Genomic DNA, 22,590 nt, shown 5'->3' on the forward strand with positions numbered 1-22,590 from the left:
TACTCGTCTCAGGACAACGGAGCGTCGTAGATGAGCAACAAGAGTAACGATGACCTGCAGCGCCAAGCCTCGGAAAACACGCTGGGTCTGAACCCGGTCATAGGCTTGCGCCGCAAGGATCTGCTGACTTCTGCCCGCATGGTGCTGCGCCAGGCCATCCGGCAACCGCTGCACAGCGCCAAGCATGTCGCGCACTTCGGCATGGAGCTCAAGGACGTGATCTTCGGCAAATCCAGCCTGCAGCCGGAAAGCGACGACCGTCGCTTCAACGATCCGGCCTGGAGCCAGAACCCCCTTTACCGCCGCTACCTGCAGACCTACCTGGCCTGGCGCAAGGAGCTGCATGACTGGGTCGGCGCCAGCAACCTGTCCGATACCGATATCAGCCGCGCCCACTTCGTCATCAACCTGATGACCGAAGCCATGGCCCCGACCAACAGCATGGCCAACCCGGCGGCGGTCAAGCGCTTCTTCGAAACCGGTGGCAAGAGCCTGCTCGACGGCCTGGCCAACCTGGCCAAGGACATGGTCAACAACGGCGGCATGCCCAGCCAGGTGAACATGGAGGCCTTCGAGGTCGGCAAGAACCTCGGCACCAGCGAAGGCGCCGTGGTGTACCGCAACGATGTACTGGAACTCATTCAGTACGGCCCTATCACCGAGCAGGTCCACCAGCGTCCGCTGCTGGTGGTGCCGCCGCAGATCAACAAGTTCTACGTCTTCGACCTCAGCCCGGAAAAAAGCCTGGCGCGCTTCTGCCTGCGTTCCACGGTGCAGACCTTCATCATCAGCTGGCGCAACCCGACCAAGGCCCAGCGCGAGTGGGGCCTGTCGACCTATATCGACGCGCTCAAGGAAGCGGTCGACGTGGTGCTGGAAATCACCGGCAGCGACGACCTGAACATGCTCGGCGCCTGCTCCGGCGGTATCACCTGCACCGCGCTGGTCGGCCACTACGCCGCGCTGGGCGAGCGCAAGGTCAATGCCCTGACCCTGCTGGTCAGCGTGCTCGACACCACACTGGATACCCAGGTAGCGCTGTTCGTCGACGAGCAGACCCTCGAGGCGGCCAAGCGCCATTCCTACCAGGCCGGGGTGCTGGAAGGCCGCGACATGGCCAAGGTCTTCGCCTGGATGCGGCCCAACGACCTGATCTGGAACTATTGGGTCAACAACTACCTGCTGGGCAACGAGCCGCCGGTGTTCGACATCCTGTTCTGGAACAACGACACCACGCGCCTGCCGGCTGCCTTCCACGGCGACCTGATCGAGATGTTCAAGAACAACCCGCTGACCCGCCCCAATGCCCTTGAGGTATGCGGAACGCCGATCGACCTCAAGCAGGTCAGCACCGATATTTTCTGCGTCGCCGGAACCGCCGATCACATCACGCCGTGGCAGTCCTGCTACAGGTCGGCGCAACTGTTCGGGGGCAACGTCGAATTCGTGTTGTCCAACAGCGGACACATCCAGAGCATTCTCAACCCGCCGGGCAACCCCAAGGCACGCTACATGACCAGCAAGGAGATGCCTGCCGACCCCAACGCTTGGCAGGAAAACTCCAACAAGCACACCGATTCCTGGTGGCTGTACTGGCAGAACTGGCTGGGCGAGCGCTCCGGCGAACTGAAACCGGCGCCGACCGTGCTCGGCAACAAGGCCTATCCGGCGGGCGAGGCGTCGCCGGGCACCTACGTCCACGAGCGTTGAAACCGCCGCGCCGCCGGCCTGAAGCCGGCGGCGCCTTATTAGCAAACAGGGTCCGCGCATGCCGCAACCGTACGTTTTCCGAACCGTCGACCTGGATGGCCAGACCATCCGCACCGCGGTTCGCCCCGGCAAGCCGCACTTGACGCCGCTGCTGATCTTCAACGGCATCGGCGCCAACCTCGAGCTGGTATTTCCCTTTATCCAGGCCCTGGACCCGGACCTCGAAGTCATTGCCTTCGATGTGCCCGGGGTCGGGGGTTCGTCCACGCCCAGGCATCCCTATCGTTTCCCCGGCCTGGCCAAGCTGGCCGCGCGCATGCTCGACTACCTCGACTACGGCCAGGTCAACGCCATCGGCGTGTCGTGGGGCGGCGCCCTGGCCCAGCAGTTCGCCCATGACTATCCGGAGCGCTGCAAGAAGCTGGTACTGGCTGCCACGGCCGCTGGCGCAGTGATGGTGCCGGGCAAGCCCAAGGTGCTGTGGATGATGGCGAGCCCGCGGCGCTACGTGCAGCCTTCCCACGTGATCCGCATCGCCCCGCTGATCTACGGCGGCGCCTTCCGCCGCGATCCGGACCTGGCGCTGCACCATGCGTCCAAGGTGCGCTCGGGCGGCAAGCTCGGCTACTACTGGCAGCTGTTCGCCGGCCTCGGCTGGACCAGCGCCCACTGGCTGCACAAGATCCAGCAGCCGACCCTGGTGCTGGCCGGCGACGACGACCCGCTGATCCCGCTGATCAATATGCGTTTCCTGGCTTGGCGAATCCCCAATGCCCAGCTACACATAATCGACGATGGACATTTGTTTCTGATTACCCGTGCCGAGGCGGTGGCGCCGATCATCATGAAGTTCCTCCAGGAGGAACGCCAACGCGCCGTCATGCACCCCCGGCCCGCCCCGAGCGCCTGAACCGCACCTCATCGCCCGCACTTTCGACAGGAGCGTCGAAGCATGCGGGCGCGCTGGTCGAGGTGGAGTCGCTCATGAATCCTGGTTCAGTTTGTCGATGGCCCGACGACGGAGTGTTGCCCGATGAAAGACAAGCCCGTGAAGGCGGTAGCGCCTACCCCCTCCACCTATATCAATGTGCAGAGCGCGATCACAGGACTGCGCGGGCGCGACCTGGTCTCGACCCTGCGCAACGTCGGTCGCCATGGGCTGCGCCATCCGCTCTACACCGCACGTCACCTGCTCGAACTGGGCGGCCAACTGGGCCGCGTGCTGCTGGGCGATACCCTGCACCAGCCCGGTTCGCGGGACAATCGGTTCAAGGACCCGGCCTGGAGCCTCAACCCCTTCTATCGCCGAGGCCTGCAGGCCTACCTGGCCTGGCAGAAACAGACCCGCCAGTGGATCGATGAAAGCAGCCTGGACGAGGACGACCGCGCCCGCGCGCACTTCCTCTTCACCCTGCTCAACGATGCCGTGTCGCCGAGCAATACCCTGCTCAACCCCGAGGCGGTCAAGGAAGTCTTCAATTCCGGCGGGCTGAGCCTGGTACGCGGCATCGGCCATCTGCTGGACGATCTGCGCCACAACAACGGCATGCCGCGCCAGGTGGCGAAGGATGCCTTCGAGGTCGGGCGCAACCTCGCCACCACCCCGGGCGCTGTGGTGTTTCGCAACGAGCTGCTGGAGCTGATCCAGTACAAGTCGATGAGCGAAAAGCAGTACGCCCGGCCGTTGCTGATCGTGCCGCCGCAGATCAACAAGTTCTATGTGTTCGACCTCGGCCCCGGCAACAGCTACGTGCAGTACATGCTCAAGAACAACCTCCAGGTGTTCATGATCAGTTGGCGCAATCCCGACCCGCGTCATCGCGAATGGGGCCTGTCGAGCTATGTGGCGGCGCTGGAGGAAGCCTTGAACGTCTGTCGCTCCATCACCGGCAGCCGCGACGTCAACCTGATGGGCGCCTGTGCCGGCGGCCTGACCATGGCGGCGTTGCAGGGTCACTTGCAGGCCAAGCGGCAACTGCGCCGGGTACACAGCGCCACGTACCTGGTCAGCCTGCTGGACAGCCAGATGGAAAGCGCCGCCAGCCTGTTCGCCGACGAGCAGACCCTCGAGGCGGCCAAGCGTCGCTCGTACCAGCAAGGCGTGCTCGACGGTGGCGAGATGAGCCGGGTGTTCGCCTGGATGCGCCCCAACGACCTGGTGTGGAACTATTTCGTCAACAACTACCTGCTCGGCAAGACCCCGCCGCCGTTCGACATCCTCTATTGGAACAACGACACCACGCGCCTGCCCGCCGCCTTGCATGGCGACCTGCTGGACTTCTTCAAATACAACCCGCTGGCCCATCCCGCCGGGCTGGAGGTATGCGGCACGCCGATCGACCTGGGCAAGATCGGCGTCGACAGCTTTCATGTCGCCGGGCACAACGACCACATCACCCCGTGGGACGCGGTGTACCGCTCGGCCCTGCTGCTCGGCGGCGAGCGACGCTTCGTGCTGTCCAACAGCGGCCATGTGCAGAGCATCATCAACCCGCCGGGCAATCCCAAGGCGCACTATGTGCTCAACGCCAAGCTCAGCGGCGACCCGAGGGCCTGGTACTACGATGCCGAAAAGACCGAGGGCAGTTGGTGGCCATTGTGGCTGGAGTGGATCCAGGGGCGTTCCGGCGCCCTGCGGGAAACCGGCACCAGCCTGGGCAGCGCCAGCTACCCGGCCATGGATCCTGCACCGGGCCAGTACGTGCTGGTGCGCTGAGCAGAGGACCGGATGAAGACCCGCGACCGCATCCTTGAATGTGCCCTGCTGCTGTTCAACGAGCAGGGCGAACCTAACGTCTCGACCCTTGAGATCGCCAACGAACTGGGGATCAGCCCTGGCAACCTGTATTACCACTTCCACGGCAAGGAGCCGCTGGTGCTCGGCCTTTTCGAGCGTTTCGAGGAGGAACTGACGCCGCTGCTCGATCCGCCGCTGGAAGTGCGCCTGGATGCCGAGGATTACTGGCTGTTCCTGCACCTGATCGTCGAGCGCATGGCGCAGTACCGGTTCCTGTTCCAGGACCTGTCGAACCTGACCGGGCGCCTGCCCAAGCTGGCGCGGGGCATCAGGAACCTGCTCAACGGACTGAAACGCACCTTGGCCACGCTGCTGGCCAATCTCAAGGCGCAGGGGCAGGTGATCAGCGACACCCGGGCGCTGGGGCAACTGGTGGAACAGATCACCCTGACCTTGCTGTTTTCCCTGGATTACCAGCGGGTACTGGCCAAGGAAGCGGAGGTGGGTGTGGTGGTGTACCAGGTGATGATGCTGGTGGCACCGCACCTGGAATTGCCGTCGCGGCATGCGGCGGAGCAGTTGGCTTTGAGGTATCTGGAAGGCTGATGGCCCTATCGCTGGCAAGCCAGCTCCCACAGGTTCGCGCCGTTGCCGGAGGCATCTGCAAGGCTTGAGGCCCATCGCTGGCAAACCCCACACAGGGTCACCACTGCCCTTGAGAGCGGCACTGTACCTGTGGGAGCTGGCTTGCCAGCGATGAGGCCCGAAAGGACAAAACAAAACGCCCGGCACTGAGCCGGGCGTTTTGTTTGCTGCCGCCTGTGATCAGGTCTGGCTGGTGGGCGTGGCGGGTGCCGATGGCGCCGGAGCGCTGCTGGCGGCCGGTGCGGCGCTGGCTGCTGGAGCCGCGCTGGCAGCCGGAGCCGCAGGCTTGGCAGCAGCAGGCTTCGGCGCCGCAGCTTTCTTCACCGCCGGCTTCTTCGCCGCAGCCGGCTTGGCTGCCGGTTTGGCGGCAGCGGGTTTCGCTGCTGGCTTGGCCGCAGGCTTGGCAGCCGGTTTCGCAGCAGCGGTTTTCGCCGCCGCCGGTTTGGCTGCCGGCTTGGCCACCGCAGGTTTCGCCGCAGCTGCCTTGGCTGCAGGTTTGGCCGCCGCGGTTTTCGCCGCAGGCTTGGCCGCTGCCTTGGGTACAGCCTTGGCCAGCGGCTTCGCAGCAGTCGCCTTGGCCGCCGCAGGCTTGGCCGCGGAAACCGGCGTCACCGATTTGCCGGTCAGCTTCTCGATCTGCTTGGTCAGCGTATCGACCTTGCTGTGCAGCGCCTTGACCTCGTTGCGGCTCGGTACGCCGAGACGCGAGATGGCACTGTTCAGGCGCTTGTCGAACGCTTCCTCCAGTTCACTCCACTTGCCCAGCGCGCGGTCCTTCACATCACCGACACGGGAGGTCGCCGACTTTGCGGTCTCCTTGGCCGTGTCGACGCTGCTCTTGGCCTGCTTCTCGGCTTTCTCGCCATCCTTGACCAGATCGTCGAAGAGCTTGGTGCCGTCCTTGTCGATCTTCGAATAAATACCCAGGCCCGCCAGCCAGATCTTGCGGGAGTACTTCTCGATTCCCCCGATCCAGGAGCTGCCTTCTTTCTCAGTAGTCTTCTTGCCAGCCATCCCGCTCTCCTTATTGTTTGCCCGCGACACGTTCGAGCAATGCCGTCAGCTCATCGAGCTTGGCGGAAAGTGTCTCCACGTCATGTTTAGACGGAATGCCGATGCGATTCAAGGCGCTGGCGACCCGTGTGTCGAAAGCCTTTTCTATTTTGTCGAGCTGAACTTCGACTTTTCCCTTGACGCTGCGCAGCTCCTGCCTGGCCGAATCGATCTCGCCGTTGGCCGCGTCGAGCTCGCGATCGATGCGTTTCTTGCCGCGTTTTTCCACGGCTTCGCCGGCCTTGATCAGGTCCTTCACGTAATCAGCACTCTCCTGGCCGACCCGGGTGTAGGCGCCCAGGCCCGCCAGCCAGATCTTGCGCGCATAGCCGCGCACTTCACCCAGGCTGCCCTGGACATCGTCTTTTTTCTTCAGGATCACTTTGGCCATGTTCTGCACCTCGCACTCATTGAAAGGAATGGAAGAACTACCCACGGATCGGGGATTGCAGAGCACGTTACGGAGAAAAATTAGAATCGACACCCTAAAGACCGGGACGCATTGCACGCCCCGGTCGCAGGATTCAGGCCAGCGCCTTGTCCAGCGCCCGCTCGATCTCGGCCTTGATGGTGCCGCCCATGATCGACAGCATCATGCCCAGCTTGAGTTCCACACGGATGCTGTCGTCGCCGATCTCCACGCTGCCATTGGCGCCGCTGCGCTTGACCTCTACCCGGTCACCCTTCCATTGGGCCTTCAGGTCGTACTCGCGGGAGAGCTTCTCGACCAGGGCTTCGGCCTTCTGACGGGCGGCGTCGCGGCCGAGGCTGTGTTTACGTTCAACGCTGATCTGGGTCATTCATGAGGTCCTGGCTGCAAGGGCATACTGGCGCATTATGCCCCCGCCTACAGCCGCGACAACCCCGCCAAGACAAATGCAGTTCCACGCCCTAGAATGGCGAGTAATTTTTCCCGGTGAAGCGATATGAACGAGCAGCGCAAAGGCGATAACGCCGAACCCACCACTCATTTCGGTTACCAGAGCGTTCCTGAAAGCCAGAAAGCCGACAAGGTCGCCGAGGTCTTTCATTCGGTAGCCGCCAAATACGACCTGATGAACGACGTGCTTTCCGGCGGCATGCACCGCCTGTGGAAACGCTTCGCCATCGAGCTGTCCGGTGTGCGCAGCGGCAACCGGGTCCTGGACATCGCCGGCGGTACCGGCGACCTGACCCGCAAGTTCTCCCACCTGGTCGGCCCTACCGGCCAGGTCGTGCTGGCCGATATCAACGCCTCGATGCTCAAGGTCGGCCGTGACCGCCTGCTCGACCTGGGCGTGGCCGGCAACGTCGAGTTCGTCCAGGCCGATGCGGAAAAACTGCCATTCCCCGACAACCACTTCGACTGCGTGACCATCGCCTTCGGCCTGCGCAACGTGACGCACAAGGACGACGCCCTGCGCTCCATGCTGCGTGTACTCAAGCCCGGCGGTCGCCTGCTGGTGCTGGAGTTCTCCAAGCCGACCAGCAAGCTGATGTCCAAGGTCTACGACGCCTACTCCTTCGCCTTCATGCCGCTGGCCGGCAAGCTGATCACCAACGATTCGGAAAGCTACCGCTACCTGGCCGAGTCGATCCGCATGCACCCCGACCAGGAAACCCTCAAGGCCATGATGGTCGACGCCGGCTTCGACCGCGTCACCTACCACAACATGACCAACGGCATCGTCGCCCTGCATCGCGGTATCAAGCCCTGATGCTGGTCGCCGGCCTTCTCGCCAGCGTCGAACACGGCATCAACCGTGTCCTGCGCCTGGACAGCACCGCGCTGCCGCGCCTGGCGCCCCTCGATGGCAAGGTGATTGCCATCGACTGCCGCCAGCCGGCCCTGCAACTGTTCATCCTGCCCAGCGACGAAGGCCTGCTCCTGGCCAGCCAGTGGGCCAATGCTCCCGACTGCACCCTGCGCGCCCCGGCCAGCAGCCTGGTACAACTGGCCCTGAGCCAGGACAAGACCGCCGTATTGCACAGCCCGCAGGTCGAACTGGACGGCGACAGCACCGTATTGCTCGACCTGGTCGGCGTACTCCAGGACCTGGAGCTGGACTGGGAGTACGAAGTTTCCCGCTGGCTCGGCCCGGTCGCCACCCAGTTGCTCGGCAGCCACTTGCGCAGCCGCGCGCGCTGGACCTGCAGCAGCCTGTCGAGCCTGGGTCGCACCGCCTCGGAGTACCTGGCCGAGGAATCGCGCACCCTGGTCGGCCAGCGTGAAGCCGAAGCCCGCTTCGCCGAACTCGATACCCTCAAGCTCGACATTGAACGCCTCGAGGCGCGCATCGAGCGCCTTGCCCGATCCCTTGAATCCAGCGATAACGCATGAAGCTGCTCGCCGTACGCCGTCTGTTGCGCATCCAGCGCGTCGTCATCCGCTACCGTCTCGATGACCTGCTGTTCGACCTGCCCCTGCCCTGGTGGCTGGCCTCGCTACGCCTGCTCATGCCGTGGCGCTGGCTGCCGCGTCGCAAGTCCGCGCTGAGCCGTGGTGCGCGCCTGCGCCTGGCCCTGCAGGACCTCGGCCCGATCTTCATCAAGTTCGGCCAGTTGCTTTCCACCCGCCGCGACCTTTTGCCGGCGGACATCGCCGACGAGCTGATGCTGCTGCAGGACCGCGTCCCGCCTTTTGACCCGCAGAAAGCCGTGGCGCTGATCGAGGAACAACTGGGCGCCAAGGTCAGCGAGGTCTTCTCGCGCTTCGACGTCGAGCCGCTGGCCTCGGCCTCGGTGGCCCAGGTACATGCCGCGCGCCTGAAGAGCGGCGAGGAAGTGGTGGTCAAGGTGGTGCGTCCCGGCCTCAAGCCGGTGATCGCCCAGGACCTGGCCTGGCTGTTCCTGATCGCCCGCGGCGCCGAGCGGGTATCGGCCGACGCGCGCCTGCTGCACCCGGTGGACGTGGTCAGCGACTACGAGAAGACCATCTACGACGAACTCGACCTGCTCCGCGAGGCGGCCAATGCCAGCCAGTTGCGGCGCAATTTCGAGGGCTCGGACATGATGTACGTGCCCCAGGTCTATTGGGACTGGTGCCGGCCTAAAGTGCTGGTGATGGAGCGCATCTACGGCATCCAGGTCACCGACCTGGAAAGCCTGGCCGACCAGCGCACCGACATGAAGATGCTTGCCGAGCGTGGCGTGGAGATCTTCTTCACCCAGGTATTCCGCGACAGCTTCTTCCACGCCGACATGCACCCCGGCAACATCTTCGTCAGCACAGTGAAGCCGTGGAGCCCGCAGTACATCGCCATCGACTGCGGCATCGTCGGCAGCCTGACCCCGGAAGACCAGGACTACCTGGCCCGCAACCTGTTTGCGTTCTTCAAGCGCGACTACCGCCGCGTCGCGCAGTTGCACATCGATTCCGGCTGGGTGCCGACGCAGACCAAGCTCAACGAATTCGAAGCGGCGATCCGCACCGTGTGCGAGCCGATCTTCGAGAAGCCGCTCAAGGATATTTCCTTCGGCCAGGTGCTGATGCGCCTGTTCCAGACGGCGCGGCGCTTCAACATGGAAGTGCAGCCGCAACTGGTGCTGCTGCAGAAGACCCTGCTGAACATCGAAGGCCTGGGCCGCCAGCTTTACCCGGACCTGGACCTATGGACCACCGCCCAGCCGTTCCTGGAGCGCTGGATGCGCGAGCGGGTGAGCCCGAAGACCCTGCTGCAGAACCTGCACAGCCAGGTCGAGCAGGTGCCGCACTTGGCCAACATGACCCGCGACCTGCTCGAACGCATGTCGCAGCCGCACCTCAATGACCCGCCCGCCCCGTGGAAGCAGCAGGACCACTGGGCCCTGCGCCTGGTCGGGGCGGCCCTGCTCGCAGGCGGCGCAGTCGTCGCCAGCACGGCCGGCAACCTGGTCGCCACCAGCGTCTGGCCGGCCTGGCTGATGCTCGCCGCAGGGCTCTACCTGGTGGTGCGCCGATAGCCACGACGGCTCGCGGCTGGCACACTAGCCGCCGGCATCGGCGCGGGGCCGTGGCCTGACTTGGGAGTCGAACATGAAAGACTGGCTGGACGAGATCAAGTGGGACAGCAACGGCCTGGTACCGGCCATCGCCCAGGACCACAAGACCGGGCGCGTATTGATGATGGCCTGGATGAACCGCGAATCCCTGGCCCTGACCGCCGCCGAGCAGCGCGCCATCTACTGGTCGCGCTCGCGTGGCAAACTGTGGCGCAAGGGCGAGGAGTCCGGCCACGTGCAGAAGCTGCATGAACTGCGCCTGGACTGCGACGCCGACGTGATCATCCTGATGGTCGAGCAACTGGGCCACATCGCCTGCCACACCGGGCGCGAAAGCTGCTTCTACCGCGTCTTCGAAGACGGCCAGTGGAAAATCGTCGATCCGGTCCTGAAGGACCCGGACGCCATCTACAACGCAGGACACTGAACATGAGCGACACCCTGAGCCGCCTGGCCGAAGTACTGGAAGCGCGCAAGGGCGCGGCCCCCGACAGCTCCTACGTGGCCAGCCTGTACCACAAGGGCCTGAACAAGATCTTGGAGAAGGTCGGCGAGGAATCGGTGGAAACCATCATCGCCGCCAAGGACGCCGCCGTCAGCGGCGACTGCAGCGATGTGATCTATGAGACTGCCGACCTGTGGTTCCATAGCCTGGTCATGCTCAGTGCCCTGGGCCAGCACCCGCAGGCCGTGCTGGCCGAGCTGGAACGCCGCTTCGGCCTGTCCGGCCATGACGAAAAAGCCGCTCGCCAGCCATCGGCCTGACTGACATTCATTCGAGGAGAGCACCATGGGTATTTTTGACTGGAAACACTGGATCGTCCTGCTGGTCGTGGTCGTGCTGGTCTTCGGCACCAAGAAGCTCAAGAACTTCGGCAGCGACCTGGGCGAGTCCATCAAGGGCTTCCGCAAGGCCATGAACGAAGACGACAAGCCGGCCGACCCGAACGTCCAGGCCGCGCAACCCTCCCAGCCTGTACCACCGCAGGGCACCCCGCTGAACCAGCCGCAGACCATCGACGGCCAGGCGCAGAAGGTCCAGGAACCTGCAAGGAAAGAGTGATCCCATGTTCGGCATCAGCTTCAGCGAGTTGCTGCTCGTCGGCCTGGTCGCCCTGGTGGTGCTCGGCCCCGAGCGCCTGCCCGGCGCGGCGCGTACCGCCGGCCTGTGGATCGGGCGCCTCAAGCGCAGCTTCAATTCCATCAAGCAGGAAGTGGAGCGCGAGATCGGTGCCGACGAGATCCGTCGGCAGTTGCACAACGAGCACATCCTCTCGATGGAGCAGGAAGCCCGGCGCATTCTCAATCCGCAGAGCGTGACGCCGGATCCGGCTGCCCCCCCCGGCACCCCGCCAGCGGCGTCCGCAGTTGTCGAGCCCGTGCCAGTGGCGCCGGCAGCGCCCGCTGTCACGCCTGAAGCGGCACCCGCCACGGCGCCGTCCACCGAACCGACCCAACCGCCGCGAGCCCCATGAGCGAGATTCCGGAACACGACCAGCCCATGCCGCTGGTGTCGCACCTCACCGAACTGCGGACCCGCCTGCTGCGCTGCGTGGCGGCGGTCTTCCTGATCTTCGCCGGGCTGTTCTCCTTCGCCCAGCAGATCTACACCCTGGTCTCGGCGCCGCTGCGCGCGCACCTGCCGGCCAACGCGACGATGATCGCCACCGACGTCGCCTCGCCGTTCCTCACGCCGTTCAAGCTGACCATGATCGTTTCGCTGTTCCTGGCGATCCCGTTCATCCTGTTCCAGATCTGGGGGTTCATCGCACCGGGGCTGTACCGCCATGAAAAGCGCGTGGCGATCCCGCTGCTGGTTTCCAGCATCCTGCTGTTCTACGCCGGCATGGCCTTCGCCTACTTCCTGGTGTTCCCGCTGATCTTCGGCTTCTTCGCCAGCGCCACCCCCGAAGGCGTGTCGATGATGACCGACATCGCCAGTTACCTCGATTTCGTCATGACCCTGTTCTTCGCCTTCGGCGTGGCCTTCGAGATTCCGGTGGCGGTGGTGCTGCTGGTCTGGATCGGCGTGGTAGATGTGCAGTACCTGCGCAAGATCCGTCCGTACGTGATCATCGGCTGCTTCGTGGTCGGCATGATCCTGACCCCGCCGGACATCTTCTCGCAGACCTTGCTGGCCGTGCCGATGTGGATGCTGTTCGAGATCGGCGTGCTGTTCGGCGGCCTGGTGCGCAAGCGCCGCCAGGAAGAAGAAGCCAGCGACGATACCCCGGACGACCAGCCGCCAGCGACCCAGCCGTGAACCTGCTGCTGCTCGAGGAGGCCGATTTCATTGCGGCCGACCGCGCGGTCCTGAGCGACCGCCGTTTCATCCATATGCAGGAGATCCATCGCGTCGCGGTGGGCGACAGCCTGCGCGTCGGCCGGATCGGCGGGCTGATGGGCCAGGCGCGGGTCGAGCGCCTGGAAGGCCATGAAGCGGAACTGTCCCTGAGCTTCGACCAGGCGCCACCGGCCAAGCTGCCGCTGACCCTGGTACTGGCCCTGCCGCGCCCGAAGATGCTGCGCCGGGTGTTCCAGACCATCGCCACCATGGGCGTGGCGAAACTGGTGCTGGTCAACAGCTACCGGGTGGAAAAGAGCTTCTGGCAGACGCCCTTCCTCGAACCCGAAACCATCCGCGAAAACCTCATCCTCGGCCTGGAGCAGGCCCGCGATACGGTGCTGCCCGAGGTCGTGATCGAGAAGCGCTTCAAGCCTTTCGTCGAGGACCGCCTGCCGGCCATCACAGCCGGCACCCTGGGCCTGGTCGGTCATCCCGGCAACCATCCGCCCTGCCCGCGCGGGGTCGAGGGGCCGGTGACCCTGGCCATCGGCCCGGAAGGCGGCTGGATTCCCTACGAGGTCGATCTGCTGGGCAAGGCCGGGCTGGCCCCGGTGCAACTGGGCGAACGCATCCTGCGCGTGGAAACTGCGGTCACCGCCCTGCTGGCGCGTCTGTTCTAACAACGCTCATACGACTAACGGCTACCTCTTCGGCCCCCGTTTGGGCGCTTTTGCCTCCTTCAGTTTTGCCATCCCGGGCCGATTCAGACGAACAAGCAAAATAAATCTGCCTCGCCTGACAGAACCGGAGTTACCGCATGTACCGTTGGATGGCCCAGCACCTGGGGAATGTGAGCGTCAATCGCAAATTGGGGATCGGCTTCAGCATCGTGCTGCTGCTGACCCTCGCCATTACCTTCACCGGTTGGCAGGGCCTGAGTGGCGTGATCGGCCGGGGCGACAAGCTCGGCGAGATCTCCGAGGTGTACCAGGGCACCCAGGCCCTACGGATTGCCAGGCAGACCTACGAACACAACCGTGACGCGGCTTCCACCGCCCAGGTGGAAAAGGCCATGACGACGCTCGGCGCGACCCTGGAGCGGGTGAGCAAGGGCGTCAAGGAGCCCGAGGACAGCCAGCGCCTGGCCCAGCAAAGCCAGGCATTGCGCGGCTACGAGAGTGCCTTCGCCGACCTCAAGCGCGCCGCCGATGCCCGCGAAGCCGCCCGCGCCATTCTCGGCAGCAGCGCCGACAAGGCCGCCGCGCTGCTCGACCAAGTGCAGCAGGGCCTGCTGCAGAACGGCGACATCGTCATCTTCAACAACGCCGTGGAAACCGCGAAGCTGTTGCAGCAGGCGCGCTTCCAGGTGCGTGGCTACACCTACAGCGGCAAGGAAGAATTCCAGGCCACCGCACTGACCGCTATCGACGAGGCCCTGGCGCTGATAAAAGCGCTGCCCGGCAAGGTACCTGCGGACCATCAGGCCAACCTGGGCACGGCTGCCGAGGCGCTGGGCGCCTACCGGGGCGCTGTGGTCCAGATCGGCAACGCCCAGCAGGCCAGCGACAAATCCCTGGCCGAAATGGGCAAGCTGGGCAATCGCCTGCTCGACCTGAGCATGGAACTGACCCAATCCCAGACCCGGATTCGCGACAACGAGACGCAGCACGCCAAGTCCATGCTCGGCCTGGCCACGCTGCTGGCCCTGGCCTTCGGTATCCTCGCCTCCTGGGCCATCACCCGGCAGATCGTCGTGCCGCTACGGCAAACCCTGAGCGCCGTGGACCGTATCGCCAGCGGCGACCTCAGCCATGACCTCACCGACCAGCGCCGCGACGAGCTGGGCCAGTTGCAGCGCAGCATGCAACGCATGACGCTGAACCTGCGCGAGCTGATCGGCGGCATCGGCGACGGCGTCACCCAGATCGCCAGCGCTGCCGAAGAACTGTCGGCGGTCACCGAGCAGACCAGTGCCGGGGTCAACAACCAGAAGGTCGAGACCGATCAGGTTGCCACTGCCATGAACGAAATGGCGGCCACCGTGCATGAAGTCGCGCGCAATGCCGAAGAGGCTTCCGAGGCGGCGAAGATGGCCGACAACCAGGCCCGCGAGGGCGACCGCGTGGTGGCCGAGGCCATCGCCCAGATCGAGCGCCTGGCCAAGGAAGTGGACAACTCCAGCGCCGCGATGAATGACCTGAAGACGGAAAGCGCGAAAATCGGCAGCGTACTGGACGTGATCAAGTCGGTGGCCGAGCAGACCAACCTGCTGGCCCTCAATGCCGCCATCGAAGCGGCCCGTGCCGGCGAGGCCGGACGCGGCTTCGCCGTGGTCGCCGATGAAGTGCGCAGCCTGGCGCAGCGCACCCAGCAGTCCACCGAGGAAATCGAGGAACTGATCGCCGGCTTGCAGAACGGCACCCAGCAGGTGGCGACGGTGATGGACAACAGCCGCAGCCTGACCGACAGCAGTGTGCAACTGACCCGCAGCGCCGGGGTTTCGCTGGAAACCATTACCAGGACCGTGTCGTCGATCCAGGCGATGAACCAGCAGATTGCTGCGGCGGCAGAGCAGCAGAGTGCGGTAGCCGAAGAAATCAACCGCAGCGTGATGAACGTGCGGGATGTATCGGATCAGACGGCGGCGGCGAGTGAGGAAACGGCGGCGTCCAGCGTGGAGCTGGCGCGGTTGGGGACGCATTTGCAGTCGCTGGTATCGCGGTTCCGCCTGTAATCCATCGGTGTGGCTGATGGCCCTATCGCTGGCAAGCCAGCTCCCACAGGGTCCGCGGTGCACGCGATACCTGTGGGAGCGGAAGGCCCTCAGGTGGTTGGGGGCAGTGAAGAACTGCTACCCACAGGGTCACACTGCTCTCCAGAGCAACGAAGCACCTGTGGGAGCTGGCTTGCCAGCGATAGGGCCCGGAAGAGCGAAGAAGCTTAGAGAACCTGGCGGAGGAAGGCCTGGGCCCGCAGGTCCTTGGGGGCAGTAAAGAACTGCTCCGGCGGCGAATCCTCCAGCAGCTTGCCGTGATCGAAGAACAGCACACGGTCCGCCACTTCCCGGGCAAAGCCCATTTCATGGGTCACGCAGACCATGGTCATGCCTTCCTGGGCCAGGGTCTTCATCACGTCCAGTACCTCACCGACCATTTCCGGGTCGAGCGCCGAGGTCGGCTCATCGAACAGCATGACCTTCGGGTCCATCGCCAGCGCCCGGGCGATCGCCACCCGCTGCTGCTGGCCGCCCGAGAGCCGCGACGGGTATTCGTTGGCCTTCTGCCCGATCCCCACCTTCTCCAGCAAGGCTTTCGCCTTGGCTTCGCGCTCGGCCTTGCTGCGCTTGCGCACGACCTTCTGTGCCAGACACAGGTTCTCCAGCACGGTCATGTGCGGGAACAGGTTGAAGTGCTGGAACACCATGCCGACTTCACGGCGATAGGCGTTGATATCGGTCTTCGGGTCGGCCAGTTGCAGGCCGTCGATGGCGACGCTGCCGGCGTCGAAGGACTCCAGGCCGTTAAGGCAGCGCAGGAAGGTCGATTTGCCCGAGCCCGACGGGCCGAGCACCACCAGCACTTCGCCACGGGCGACCTGGGTGGTGACGTTATCCACGGCGCGCACCACCATGCCGCGCGTATCGAAGACTTTGGTCAGATCACGGACTTCAATCACTTTGCGCAAGCCTCCGCTCGAGCCGGCTGGCGAAGTGCGACAGCGGCAGGTTGATCAGCAGGTACAGCCCGGCGACGCAGAACCAGATCTCGAAGGTGGAGAACGAGGTAGTGATCGCTTCGCGGCCGCTCTTGGTCAGTTCGGTGATGGCGATCACCGAGACCAGCGAGGTGTCCTTGACCAGGCTGATGAATTGCCCGGCCAGCGGCGGCAACACGCGCTTGAATGCCTGCGGCAGGATCACGTGGCGCATCGACTGCGAAGCGTTCAGGCCCAGTGAACGTGCCGCCTCGCCCTGCCCCTTGGCGATGGACTGCACGCCGGCCCGGACGATCTCGGCCACATAGGCGCCGGTGAACAGCGCCAGCGCCGCCACCCCGGCGAACTCCCGGGACAGGTTGAGCACGGTGCCGATGAAGAAGTAGAAGATGAAGATCTGCACCAGCAGCGGCGTACCGCGAACCAGCTCGACATAGACGGTGGACAGGTCGCGCAGGGTCGGGTTGCTAGACAGCCGGCACAGCCCGGCGAACAGGCCGATCACCAGACCGGCGATGCCCGACGCCACGGAGATCCAGACGGTGGTCCACAGGCCCCAGGCCAGCGGGCCGGCGGCCCAATGGTGGGTCAGGCCGATCAGATCGCCTTCGGCCACATCATCGCCCTGGGACAGCTGCACGCTGGCCTGGTCGACTTCCAGCACCTGGTCGTTGCCGTCTTCGTCACGCAGGGTCACCACGGCGCTGTCGCCCTTGCGCACGATCTCCTGCACCGTGCCGTAGCCGGCAGCGCGATGGGCTTCTTCGGCCTGGTAGGCGAAGTACTGCGGTACACGGTTCCAGCGCCACTCGTAGGAAATCATCGAGGTAGCGAAATACAGACTCAGCGCCAGTCCGACCAGGACCAGCGCGGTCAGCCCGTGCCAGGGCCACTGGGCTTTCTTGTGTTTGATCACGTTGAGGGTTCCGTAAATGCGAACGCGCAGGACAAGCCTGCGCGTCGGGTTTCAAGCCTGGGCGTGGAGCCTGGGCCTTATTCCATGTCCTTCAGCCATTCGGTCTTCTTGAACCACTTGTCGTGGATCCGCTCGTAGGTGCCGTCGTGCTTGATCTGGTGCAGGAAGTTATCGATGAAGTTGATGCTGTCGTAGTCGCCCTTCTTCAGGCCGAAGGCCAGCGGCTCGTAGGTGAACGGCTCGTCCAGGTAGACCAGCTTGCCGTTGCCGACCTTGGTCAGGGCGACGACGTTGTAAGGCGCATCGTAGACGAAGGCGTCGGCCTTGCCGTTGACCACGTCCAGCACGCCTTCCTGCTCGTTGTCGTAGCCGTGGTACTGTGCCTTGCCGATCAGTTTCTTGGCGATCATTTCGCCGGTGGTGCCCAGCTTGGAGGTCAGGCGGTATTCGGCGCTGTTCAGGTCCTTGTACGACTTGATCTTGCCTTCCAGTTCCTTGCGGATCAGCAGGGTCTGGCCGACGACGATGAAGGGCTCGCTGAAGTTCAGCTTGAGGTTGCGCTCCTGGGTCAGGGTCATGCCGCTGCCGATCATGTCGAACTTGTTGGTCATCAGGGCCGGGATGATGCCGTCGTAGGCAGTGGACACCAGCTCCAGCTTGACGCCCATGGACTTGGCCATGGCCTTGAGGATGTCCACTTCGAAGCCGATGATCTCGCCACGCTTGTTGGTCATCTCGAAGGGCATGTAGGTCGGGTCCATGCCGACGCGCAGGGTGCCGCGCTTGACCGCGTCATCGATCGCACCGGCGTGTGCCGAGCCCACCGCCAAGGCGGCCGCGACGCCGGCCAGCAGCATCGACAGATACTTTTTGAACATCACCACTTCCCCCAAAACAGGAAACCGCTCGAATTTTATTGTGCGCGCGAAAAGTCCTACAGACGACGCGCCATAGTCGGGGTGGGATGCTAACGCATGAGCGGCACGGGACCTAGCGTCCGTGAAGACTTTGTTACTCATTGATACCAGAAAACGCAAACGGGGCGACGAATGTCGCCCCGTTGCGGGTCAGGCGTTGGCCAGGGCCGGCTGCGGCGCCGGCTCGGGATGCAGCGGCAGCAGCGGCGAGTGCGGATCGCTGGCGATCGACTTGCGCCATGGGTCCAGCCAGGCCGCGTTCTGCTCGGCCCAGACCTGCTCGTGCAGGCGCGCCAGGGCCACCGGATCGCTGAGCAGGGCCAGGCGGGTATTGCCGTCCAACCCGGACGGGCCGACCTGCAGGGCCTTGGCGATACGCTCGGCGCGCAGCGCCTCGATCGGTTCGACGGTGCGATGGCGGGCAGTCGCCAGGGCACAGGCCAGGGCGTTCTGCTTCGGATCGACCACGGCGCGGACGAAACCGTCCTTCAGTGCGTGCCAGCGGTTCTCGTGGGTGTACTGGTCGGTCGCCAGCAGTTCCTGGGGCGTCGAGTACTCCTCGGGAATCAGGAACAGCTTCTCGTCCTTGGCGCGCAGCCCCAGGTTGACCCGGCTGGAGATCACCGAGACCGGGATCGACAGGGTCAGCGAACCGACGATAGGCACCAGCCACCACAGGAAGCTCGGGTTCAGCCAGGCCACCAGCAGGGCCCAGGCCACGCCCAGCAGGGTCTGCGGGCCATGCCTGCGCACCGCTTCGCTCCACGGCGTGGAATCGTCGTCACGCTGCGGCGAGTTCCAGGTCGCGGCCCAGCCGAGGAACGCGGCGAGCACGAAACGGGTGTGGAAGATCATTCGCACCGGCGCCAGCAGCATGGAGAACAGCATCTCCAGGAGCATCGACAGGGTGACCTTGATGCGCCCGCCGAACTCGGTCGCGCCCTTGGCCCAGATCAGGATGACGCTGAGCAGCTTGGGCAGGAACAGCAGCACGATGGTGGTGGAGAACAGCGCGATGGCCTTCTCCGGATGCCATTGCGGCCACAGCGGGTACAACTGGCGTGGTTCGAGGAAGTACTGCGGCTCCATCAGGGTGTTGGTGGCCAGCAGTGCCGTCGACAGCACCAGGAAGAAGAACCACAACGGCGCCGACAGGTAGGACATCACCCCGGTCAGGAACACCGCGCGGTGCACCGGGTGCATGCCCTTGACCAGGAACAGGCGGAAGTTCATCAGGTTGCCGTGGCACCAGCGACGGTCACGCTTGAGCTCGTCGAGCAGGTTCGGCGGCAGTTCTTCGTAGCTGCCCGGCAGGTCGTAGGCGATCCACACGCCCCAACCGGCACGGCGCATCAGCGCGGCTTCGACGAAGTCGTGGGAGAGAATCGCACCGGCGAAGGCGCCCTTGCCCGGCAACGGCGCCAGGGCGCAGTGCTCGATGAAGGGCTTCATGCGGATGATCGCGTTGTGCCCCCAATAGTGCGACTCGCCCAGTTGCCAGAAGTGCAGGCCGGCGGTGAACAGCGGGCCGTACACGCGGGTAGCGAACTGCTGCATGCGCGCATACAGGGTGTCCATGCCCGAAGCCTTCGGCGCGGTCTGGATGATCCCGGCGTCCGGGTTGGCCTCCATCAGGCGCACCAGGCTGGTCAGGCATTCGCCGCTCATCACGCTGTCCGCGTCGAGTACCACCATGTAGCGGTAGTCGCTGCCCCAGCGACGGCAGAAGTCGTCGAGGTTGCCGCTCTTGCGCTTCACGCGGCGACGCCGGCGGCGGTAGAAGATCCGCCCGAAACCGTTGGTTTCGCGGCAGACATCCAGCCACGCCTGTTGCTCGGCCACGGCGATGTCGGTGTCGTTGGTGTCGCTGAGGACGAAGAAGTCGAAACGGTCCAGGTCACCGGTGGCGGCAACGGACTCGAAGGTGGCGCGCAGGCCGGCGAACACCCGTGGTACGTCTTCGTTGCAGATCGGCATGACCAGCGCGGTGCGCGCGCCCTTCTCGATCGGCTCGTTGCCGGCGCTGCTTCCGGAAATGCGGTACTTGTCGCGCCCGGTGAGCAGTTCGAGGAAGCCCATCAGCGCGGTCCAGAAACCGGCCGAGACCCAGCAGAACAGGATGCCGAACAGGATCAGGATGCTGGTCTGCAGGGCATACGGCCAGACCTGCGTTGCAGTCTGCAACAGCGGCTGGTGCATGACCTCTTCGAGATCGACGAAGGACCAGCCCTGGTACGGCAGGATGCCTTTCATGTACCAGCCGGCGACCAGCGTCTGGCCGATCATCAGGGCCAGCAGGATATAGCGGCGCACGGAGCCGACCCAGCGCCAGCGCGCCGCCGGCAGCTCGCGTTTTTCCGGGGCCGGGGCGTTGGTGCGCCCGGTCAGCCGGCGCCAGCCGCGCACGAGGATGTTGGTCCGCCACGGCTCGGGCACCACCCGGGTGCGCCGGATCGGCGGGGTCGCCTTGAGGCAGACCCGGCCGTTGGCGTCGAGGCCGAGCATCTCGACCTCTTCCATATCGGTAGCCGTGAGCAGGTTCAGCCGGCTGCCTACCGAACCCTGGGTGGGTTCGGCATTGGCAGGGGCCGGGTGCGCCGACAGGCGCTGGTGCAACTCGCTGAACGAGTTGCAGCTGGCGAGTTCCGCCCGCTGCTCGTCGCTCAGTGGAAGGTGGGCCAGATACTCGACGAGTGGTTCCGGCCGTGCTGAAGAGTTACTCATCGGCAGGCAACTGATAGCTCCAGGTCTCGGTCAGCACCTGTTCGGTGGTGGCCGGGGCCTCGGTGGTGGGCGCCGCTTCGGCGGCAGGCTGCTCGGCAGGTTGCTCGGCCTTGGCGGTTTTCGCCGCAGCCTTGTCATGCTTGGCAGGTTTTTCCTGTTTCTTCGGCTCTTCCTGCTTTTCAGGCTTGGCCGGCTCGACCGGTACATCACGAACCAGGGCAGCGCGCATTTCCACGGCCTTGCCCGGATCCTTGACCTTCATCCGCAGGGTCAGGCGCCAGCCCTTGATTTCAGGGTTATAGCGCAGGTTGTTTTCCACCAGCTCGGCGTTGTCGTCGAGACTGACCTGGCTGCGCACCGCGGTGTCTTCCGGGAGCTTGGCGAGGGCGGGGCCTTCGAAATCGACCAGGAAGGCCACGCTGCCGTCAGGCTGGCGAATCAGGTTGGATTGCTTGACGTCGCCGGTTGAACGCATGGTCTGCTTGACCCAGCCGAGGTCTGGCGAGTGGAACTCCGACTCGTCCATGGTCCAGTGCAGGCGGTATTCGTATTCGATCGGGGTGCCTGGCTCCGGCAGTTTTTCCGGGCTCCAGAAGGCCACGATGTTGTCGTTGGTCTCGTCGGCGGTCGGGATCTCGACCAGGTCGACGGTGCCCTTGCCCCAGTCGCCCTTCGGCTCGATCCAGGTGCTTGGACGCTTCTGGTAGTTGTCATCCAGGTCTTCGAAGAAGCTGAAAGCGCGATTGCGCTGCAGCAAACCGAAGCCACGCGGGTTTTCCACGCTGAAGTTGCTGACGGCCAGGTGTTTCGGGTTGTTCAGCGGACGCCACAGCCATTCGCCGTTGCCGGCATGGATCGACAGGCCTTCGGAGTCGTGCAGCGAAGGACGGTAGTTCGGCACGCGGGACGGCTGGTTGCTGCCGAACAGGTACATGCTGGTCAGCGGGGCGATGCCCAGGCGGCTGACGTGGTCACGCAGGAAGACTTTCGACTGCACATCGACGATGGTGTCGGATCCCGGACGCAGGATCAGCTTGTAGGCGCCGGTGGAGCGCGGCGAATCCAGCAGCGCGTAGATCACCAGGTGCTTGTCGTTGGCGTTCGGGCGCTCGACCCAGAACTCGGTGAAGCGCGGGAATTCTTCGCCGGACGGCAGCGCGGTGTCGATCGCCAGGCCGCGGGCCGACAGGCCATACACCTGGCCCTTGCCGACCACGCGGAAGTAGCTGGCGCCGAGCAGGGTCATGATCTCGTCCTGCTTGTCCGCCTTGTTGATCGGGTAGAGAACGCGGAAACCGGCGTAGCCCAGCTTCTCGGTGGCCTTGGCATCGAACTGCAGGTCGCCGAAGTCGAAGCGGCTCGGGTCGTACTTGATTTCTTCGACGGTGGTGGCGGTGACTTCGTTGATTTTCACCGGAGTGTCGAAGTGCATGCCCTGGTGGTAGAAGGACAGCTCGAACGGCGTCTTCTCCCCGGCCCACTCGGCCTTGTCGGCGCGGAAACGAATCTTCTGGTAGTCAGCGAACTTCATGTCGCGGAACACGGCCGGCAGATTGCTTTTCGGTGCTTCGTACTTTTGCCCGGCCAGGTCCTTCGCCTTGGCCGCGACATCGTCAAGGTTGAACGCCCAGAGCTGGCCGGAGCCGAGCAGGCACATCAGTGCCGAACCCGCGATCAGGGCCTTGCGCAGCCGGCTGGCAGGCGTTCTTGGAGCATCAAAGGGACTTACAATCACGAGCAACCCTCGCCGAATACTGATCTAAAGAACCAACGGCCAGCGACACATGCCGGGTTGGCGAGCACTGTTCGGACTCCGAAAGGGCTCAATGATTCCCCAAACGGTTCCGTACAGTTCTCGAGTCAAGGTTAAACAGGCCGTCGAATGCCGGCCCTGTGTAGCGCGCGATTATCTAGCAGGCGGCGTTAC

General features: G+C 64.5%; 22 protein-coding genes. 14 read left to right on the top strand and 8 right to left on the bottom strand.

Going from position 1 to position 22,590, the window contains the following annotated elements; all coding sequences use genetic code 11:
- The first annotated feature begins 30 nt into the window (after positions 1 to 30).
- The 4 genes from phaC (N7650_RS01365) to N7650_RS01380 all read left to right on the top strand — a co-directional run bounded on the left by phaC (N7650_RS01365) (position 31) and on the right by N7650_RS01380 (position 5,053).
- A complete protein-coding gene (phaC, locus tag N7650_RS01365; RefSeq protein WP_279896703.1) occupies positions 31 to 1,710 on the top strand; it encodes a class II poly(R)-hydroxyalkanoic acid synthase in 1,680 nt (559 codons plus the stop codon).
- Positions 1,711 to 1,768: 58 nt separating this feature from the next.
- A complete protein-coding gene (phaZ, locus tag N7650_RS01370; RefSeq protein WP_009397782.1) occupies positions 1,769 to 2,620 on the top strand; it encodes a poly(3-hydroxyalkanoate) depolymerase in 852 nt (283 codons plus the stop codon).
- Positions 2,621 to 2,743: 123 nt separating this feature from the next.
- Positions 2,744 to 4,426: a class II poly(R)-hydroxyalkanoic acid synthase gene (gene phaC / locus N7650_RS01375; protein WP_279896705.1), complete on the top strand. Its 1,683-nt coding sequence runs from the start codon at positions 2,744 to 2,746 to the stop codon at positions 4,424 to 4,426.
- Between the two features lie 12 nt (positions 4,427 to 4,438).
- Positions 4,439 to 5,053, top strand: a complete 615-nt coding sequence (locus tag N7650_RS01380; RefSeq protein ID WP_009397780.1) for a TetR/AcrR family transcriptional regulator — start codon at positions 4,439 to 4,441, stop codon at positions 5,051 to 5,053.
- A gap of 219 nt (positions 5,054 to 5,272) precedes the next feature.
- Here the strand turns inward: N7650_RS01380 and N7650_RS01385 are convergent, their stop codons facing one another.
- The 3 genes from N7650_RS01385 to N7650_RS01395 form a co-directional block, all read right to left on the bottom strand.
- Positions 5,273 to 6,106 carry a phasin family protein gene (locus tag N7650_RS01385; RefSeq protein WP_279896707.1) on the bottom strand — a complete coding sequence of 278 codons (834 nt, stop codon included), beginning with the start codon at positions 6,104 to 6,106 and terminating at the stop codon, positions 5,273 to 5,275.
- Positions 6,107 to 6,116: 10 nt separating this feature from the next.
- The gene (locus N7650_RS01390) at positions 6,117 to 6,536 is read right to left on the bottom strand and encodes a phasin family protein (protein ID WP_009397775.1); all 420 of its coding nucleotides are present in this window, start codon (positions 6,534 to 6,536) and stop codon (positions 6,117 to 6,119) included.
- Between the two features lie 133 nt (positions 6,537 to 6,669).
- Entirely contained in the window at positions 6,670 to 6,945 is a 276-nt protein-coding gene (locus tag N7650_RS01395; protein WP_009397773.1) for a polyhydroxyalkanoic acid system family protein, read from the bottom strand.
- A 126-nt stretch (positions 6,946 to 7,071) separates the two neighbouring features.
- Here N7650_RS01395 and ubiE point away from each other — a divergent pair, with 126 nt between their 5' ends.
- The 10 genes from ubiE (at position 7,072) to N7650_RS01445 (ending at position 15,126) form a co-directional block, all read left to right on the top strand.
- Positions 7,072 to 7,842: a bifunctional demethylmenaquinone methyltransferase/2-methoxy-6-polyprenyl-1,4-benzoquinol methylase UbiE gene (gene ubiE, locus N7650_RS01400; protein ID WP_009397771.1), complete on the top strand. Its 771-nt coding sequence runs from the start codon at positions 7,072 to 7,074 to the stop codon at positions 7,840 to 7,842.
- Entirely contained in the window at positions 7,842 to 8,465 is a 624-nt protein-coding gene (locus N7650_RS01405) for an SCP2 sterol-binding domain-containing protein (RefSeq protein WP_279896710.1), read from the top strand. Before ubiE ends, N7650_RS01405 begins: the two co-directional genes overlap by 1 nt.
- A complete protein-coding gene (ubiB, locus tag N7650_RS01410; RefSeq protein ID WP_279896712.1) occupies positions 8,462 to 10,066 on the top strand; it encodes a ubiquinone biosynthesis regulatory protein kinase UbiB in 1,605 nt (534 codons plus the stop codon). Before N7650_RS01405 ends, ubiB begins: the two co-directional genes overlap by 4 nt.
- A 73-nt stretch (positions 10,067 to 10,139) precedes the next feature.
- On the top strand, positions 10,140 to 10,532 hold the full coding sequence (hisI, locus tag N7650_RS01415; protein ID WP_009397765.1) for a phosphoribosyl-AMP cyclohydrolase: 393 nt from the start codon (positions 10,140 to 10,142) through the stop codon (positions 10,530 to 10,532).
- A gap of 2 nt (positions 10,533 to 10,534) precedes the next feature.
- Positions 10,535 to 10,870: a phosphoribosyl-ATP diphosphatase gene (locus N7650_RS01420; RefSeq protein ID WP_009397764.1), complete on the top strand. Its 336-nt coding sequence runs from the start codon at positions 10,535 to 10,537 to the stop codon at positions 10,868 to 10,870.
- A 25-nt stretch (positions 10,871 to 10,895) separates the two neighbouring features.
- Positions 10,896 to 11,168: a twin-arginine translocase TatA/TatE family subunit gene (locus N7650_RS01425; protein ID WP_009397756.1), complete on the top strand. Its 273-nt coding sequence runs from the start codon at positions 10,896 to 10,898 to the stop codon at positions 11,166 to 11,168.
- Positions 11,169 to 11,172: 4 nt separating this feature from the next.
- Positions 11,173 to 11,580: a Sec-independent protein translocase protein TatB gene (gene tatB / locus N7650_RS01430; RefSeq protein ID WP_279896715.1), complete on the top strand. Its 408-nt coding sequence runs from the start codon at positions 11,173 to 11,175 to the stop codon at positions 11,578 to 11,580.
- Complete coding sequence (gene tatC / locus N7650_RS01435) at positions 11,577 to 12,368, top strand: twin-arginine translocase subunit TatC (protein ID WP_009397754.1); 792 nt, start codon at positions 11,577 to 11,579, stop codon at positions 12,366 to 12,368. Before tatB ends, tatC begins: the two co-directional genes overlap by 4 nt.
- Entirely contained in the window at positions 12,365 to 13,072 is a 708-nt protein-coding gene (locus N7650_RS01440) for a 16S rRNA (uracil(1498)-N(3))-methyltransferase (protein WP_009397753.1), read from the top strand. Before tatC ends, N7650_RS01440 begins: the two co-directional genes overlap by 4 nt.
- A gap of 137 nt (positions 13,073 to 13,209) precedes the next feature.
- On the top strand, positions 13,210 to 15,126 hold the full coding sequence (locus N7650_RS01445) for a methyl-accepting chemotaxis protein (protein WP_279896719.1): 1,917 nt from the start codon (positions 13,210 to 13,212) through the stop codon (positions 15,124 to 15,126).
- A 206-nt stretch (positions 15,127 to 15,332) separates the two neighbouring features.
- Here N7650_RS01445 and N7650_RS01450 read toward each other — a convergent pair whose 3' ends face one another.
- The 5 genes from N7650_RS01450 to N7650_RS01470 all read right to left on the bottom strand — a co-directional run bounded on the left by N7650_RS01450 (position 15,333) and on the right by N7650_RS01470 (position 22,398).
- Complete coding sequence (locus tag N7650_RS01450) at positions 15,333 to 16,067, bottom strand: amino acid ABC transporter ATP-binding protein (RefSeq protein ID WP_279896796.1); 735 nt, start codon at positions 16,065 to 16,067, stop codon at positions 15,333 to 15,335.
- Complete coding sequence (locus N7650_RS01455) at positions 16,060 to 17,022, bottom strand: amino acid ABC transporter permease (protein WP_009397750.1); 963 nt, start codon at positions 17,020 to 17,022, stop codon at positions 16,060 to 16,062. The genes N7650_RS01450 and N7650_RS01455 overlap by 8 nt, the downstream gene beginning before the upstream one ends.
- A 77-nt stretch (positions 17,023 to 17,099) precedes the next feature.
- Positions 17,100 to 17,900: a transporter substrate-binding domain-containing protein gene (locus N7650_RS01460; RefSeq protein ID WP_279896722.1), complete on the bottom strand. Its 801-nt coding sequence runs from the start codon at positions 17,898 to 17,900 to the stop codon at positions 17,100 to 17,102.
- Between the two features lie 189 nt (positions 17,901 to 18,089).
- Positions 18,090 to 20,663, bottom strand: coding sequence for a glucans biosynthesis glucosyltransferase MdoH (gene mdoH / locus N7650_RS01465; protein WP_279896724.1), 2,574 nt, complete (start codon positions 20,661 to 20,663; stop codon positions 18,090 to 18,092).
- Entirely contained in the window at positions 20,656 to 22,398 is a 1,743-nt protein-coding gene (locus N7650_RS01470; protein WP_279896726.1) for a glucan biosynthesis protein G, read from the bottom strand. Before N7650_RS01470 ends, mdoH begins: the two co-directional genes overlap by 8 nt.
- Between the last annotated feature and the right edge of the window lie 192 nt (positions 22,399 to 22,590).

This window comes from Pseudomonas sp. GD04058 (assembly GCF_029836855.1).
Classification (GTDB): domain Bacteria; phylum Pseudomonadota; class Gammaproteobacteria; order Pseudomonadales; family Pseudomonadaceae; genus Aquipseudomonas; species Aquipseudomonas bharatica.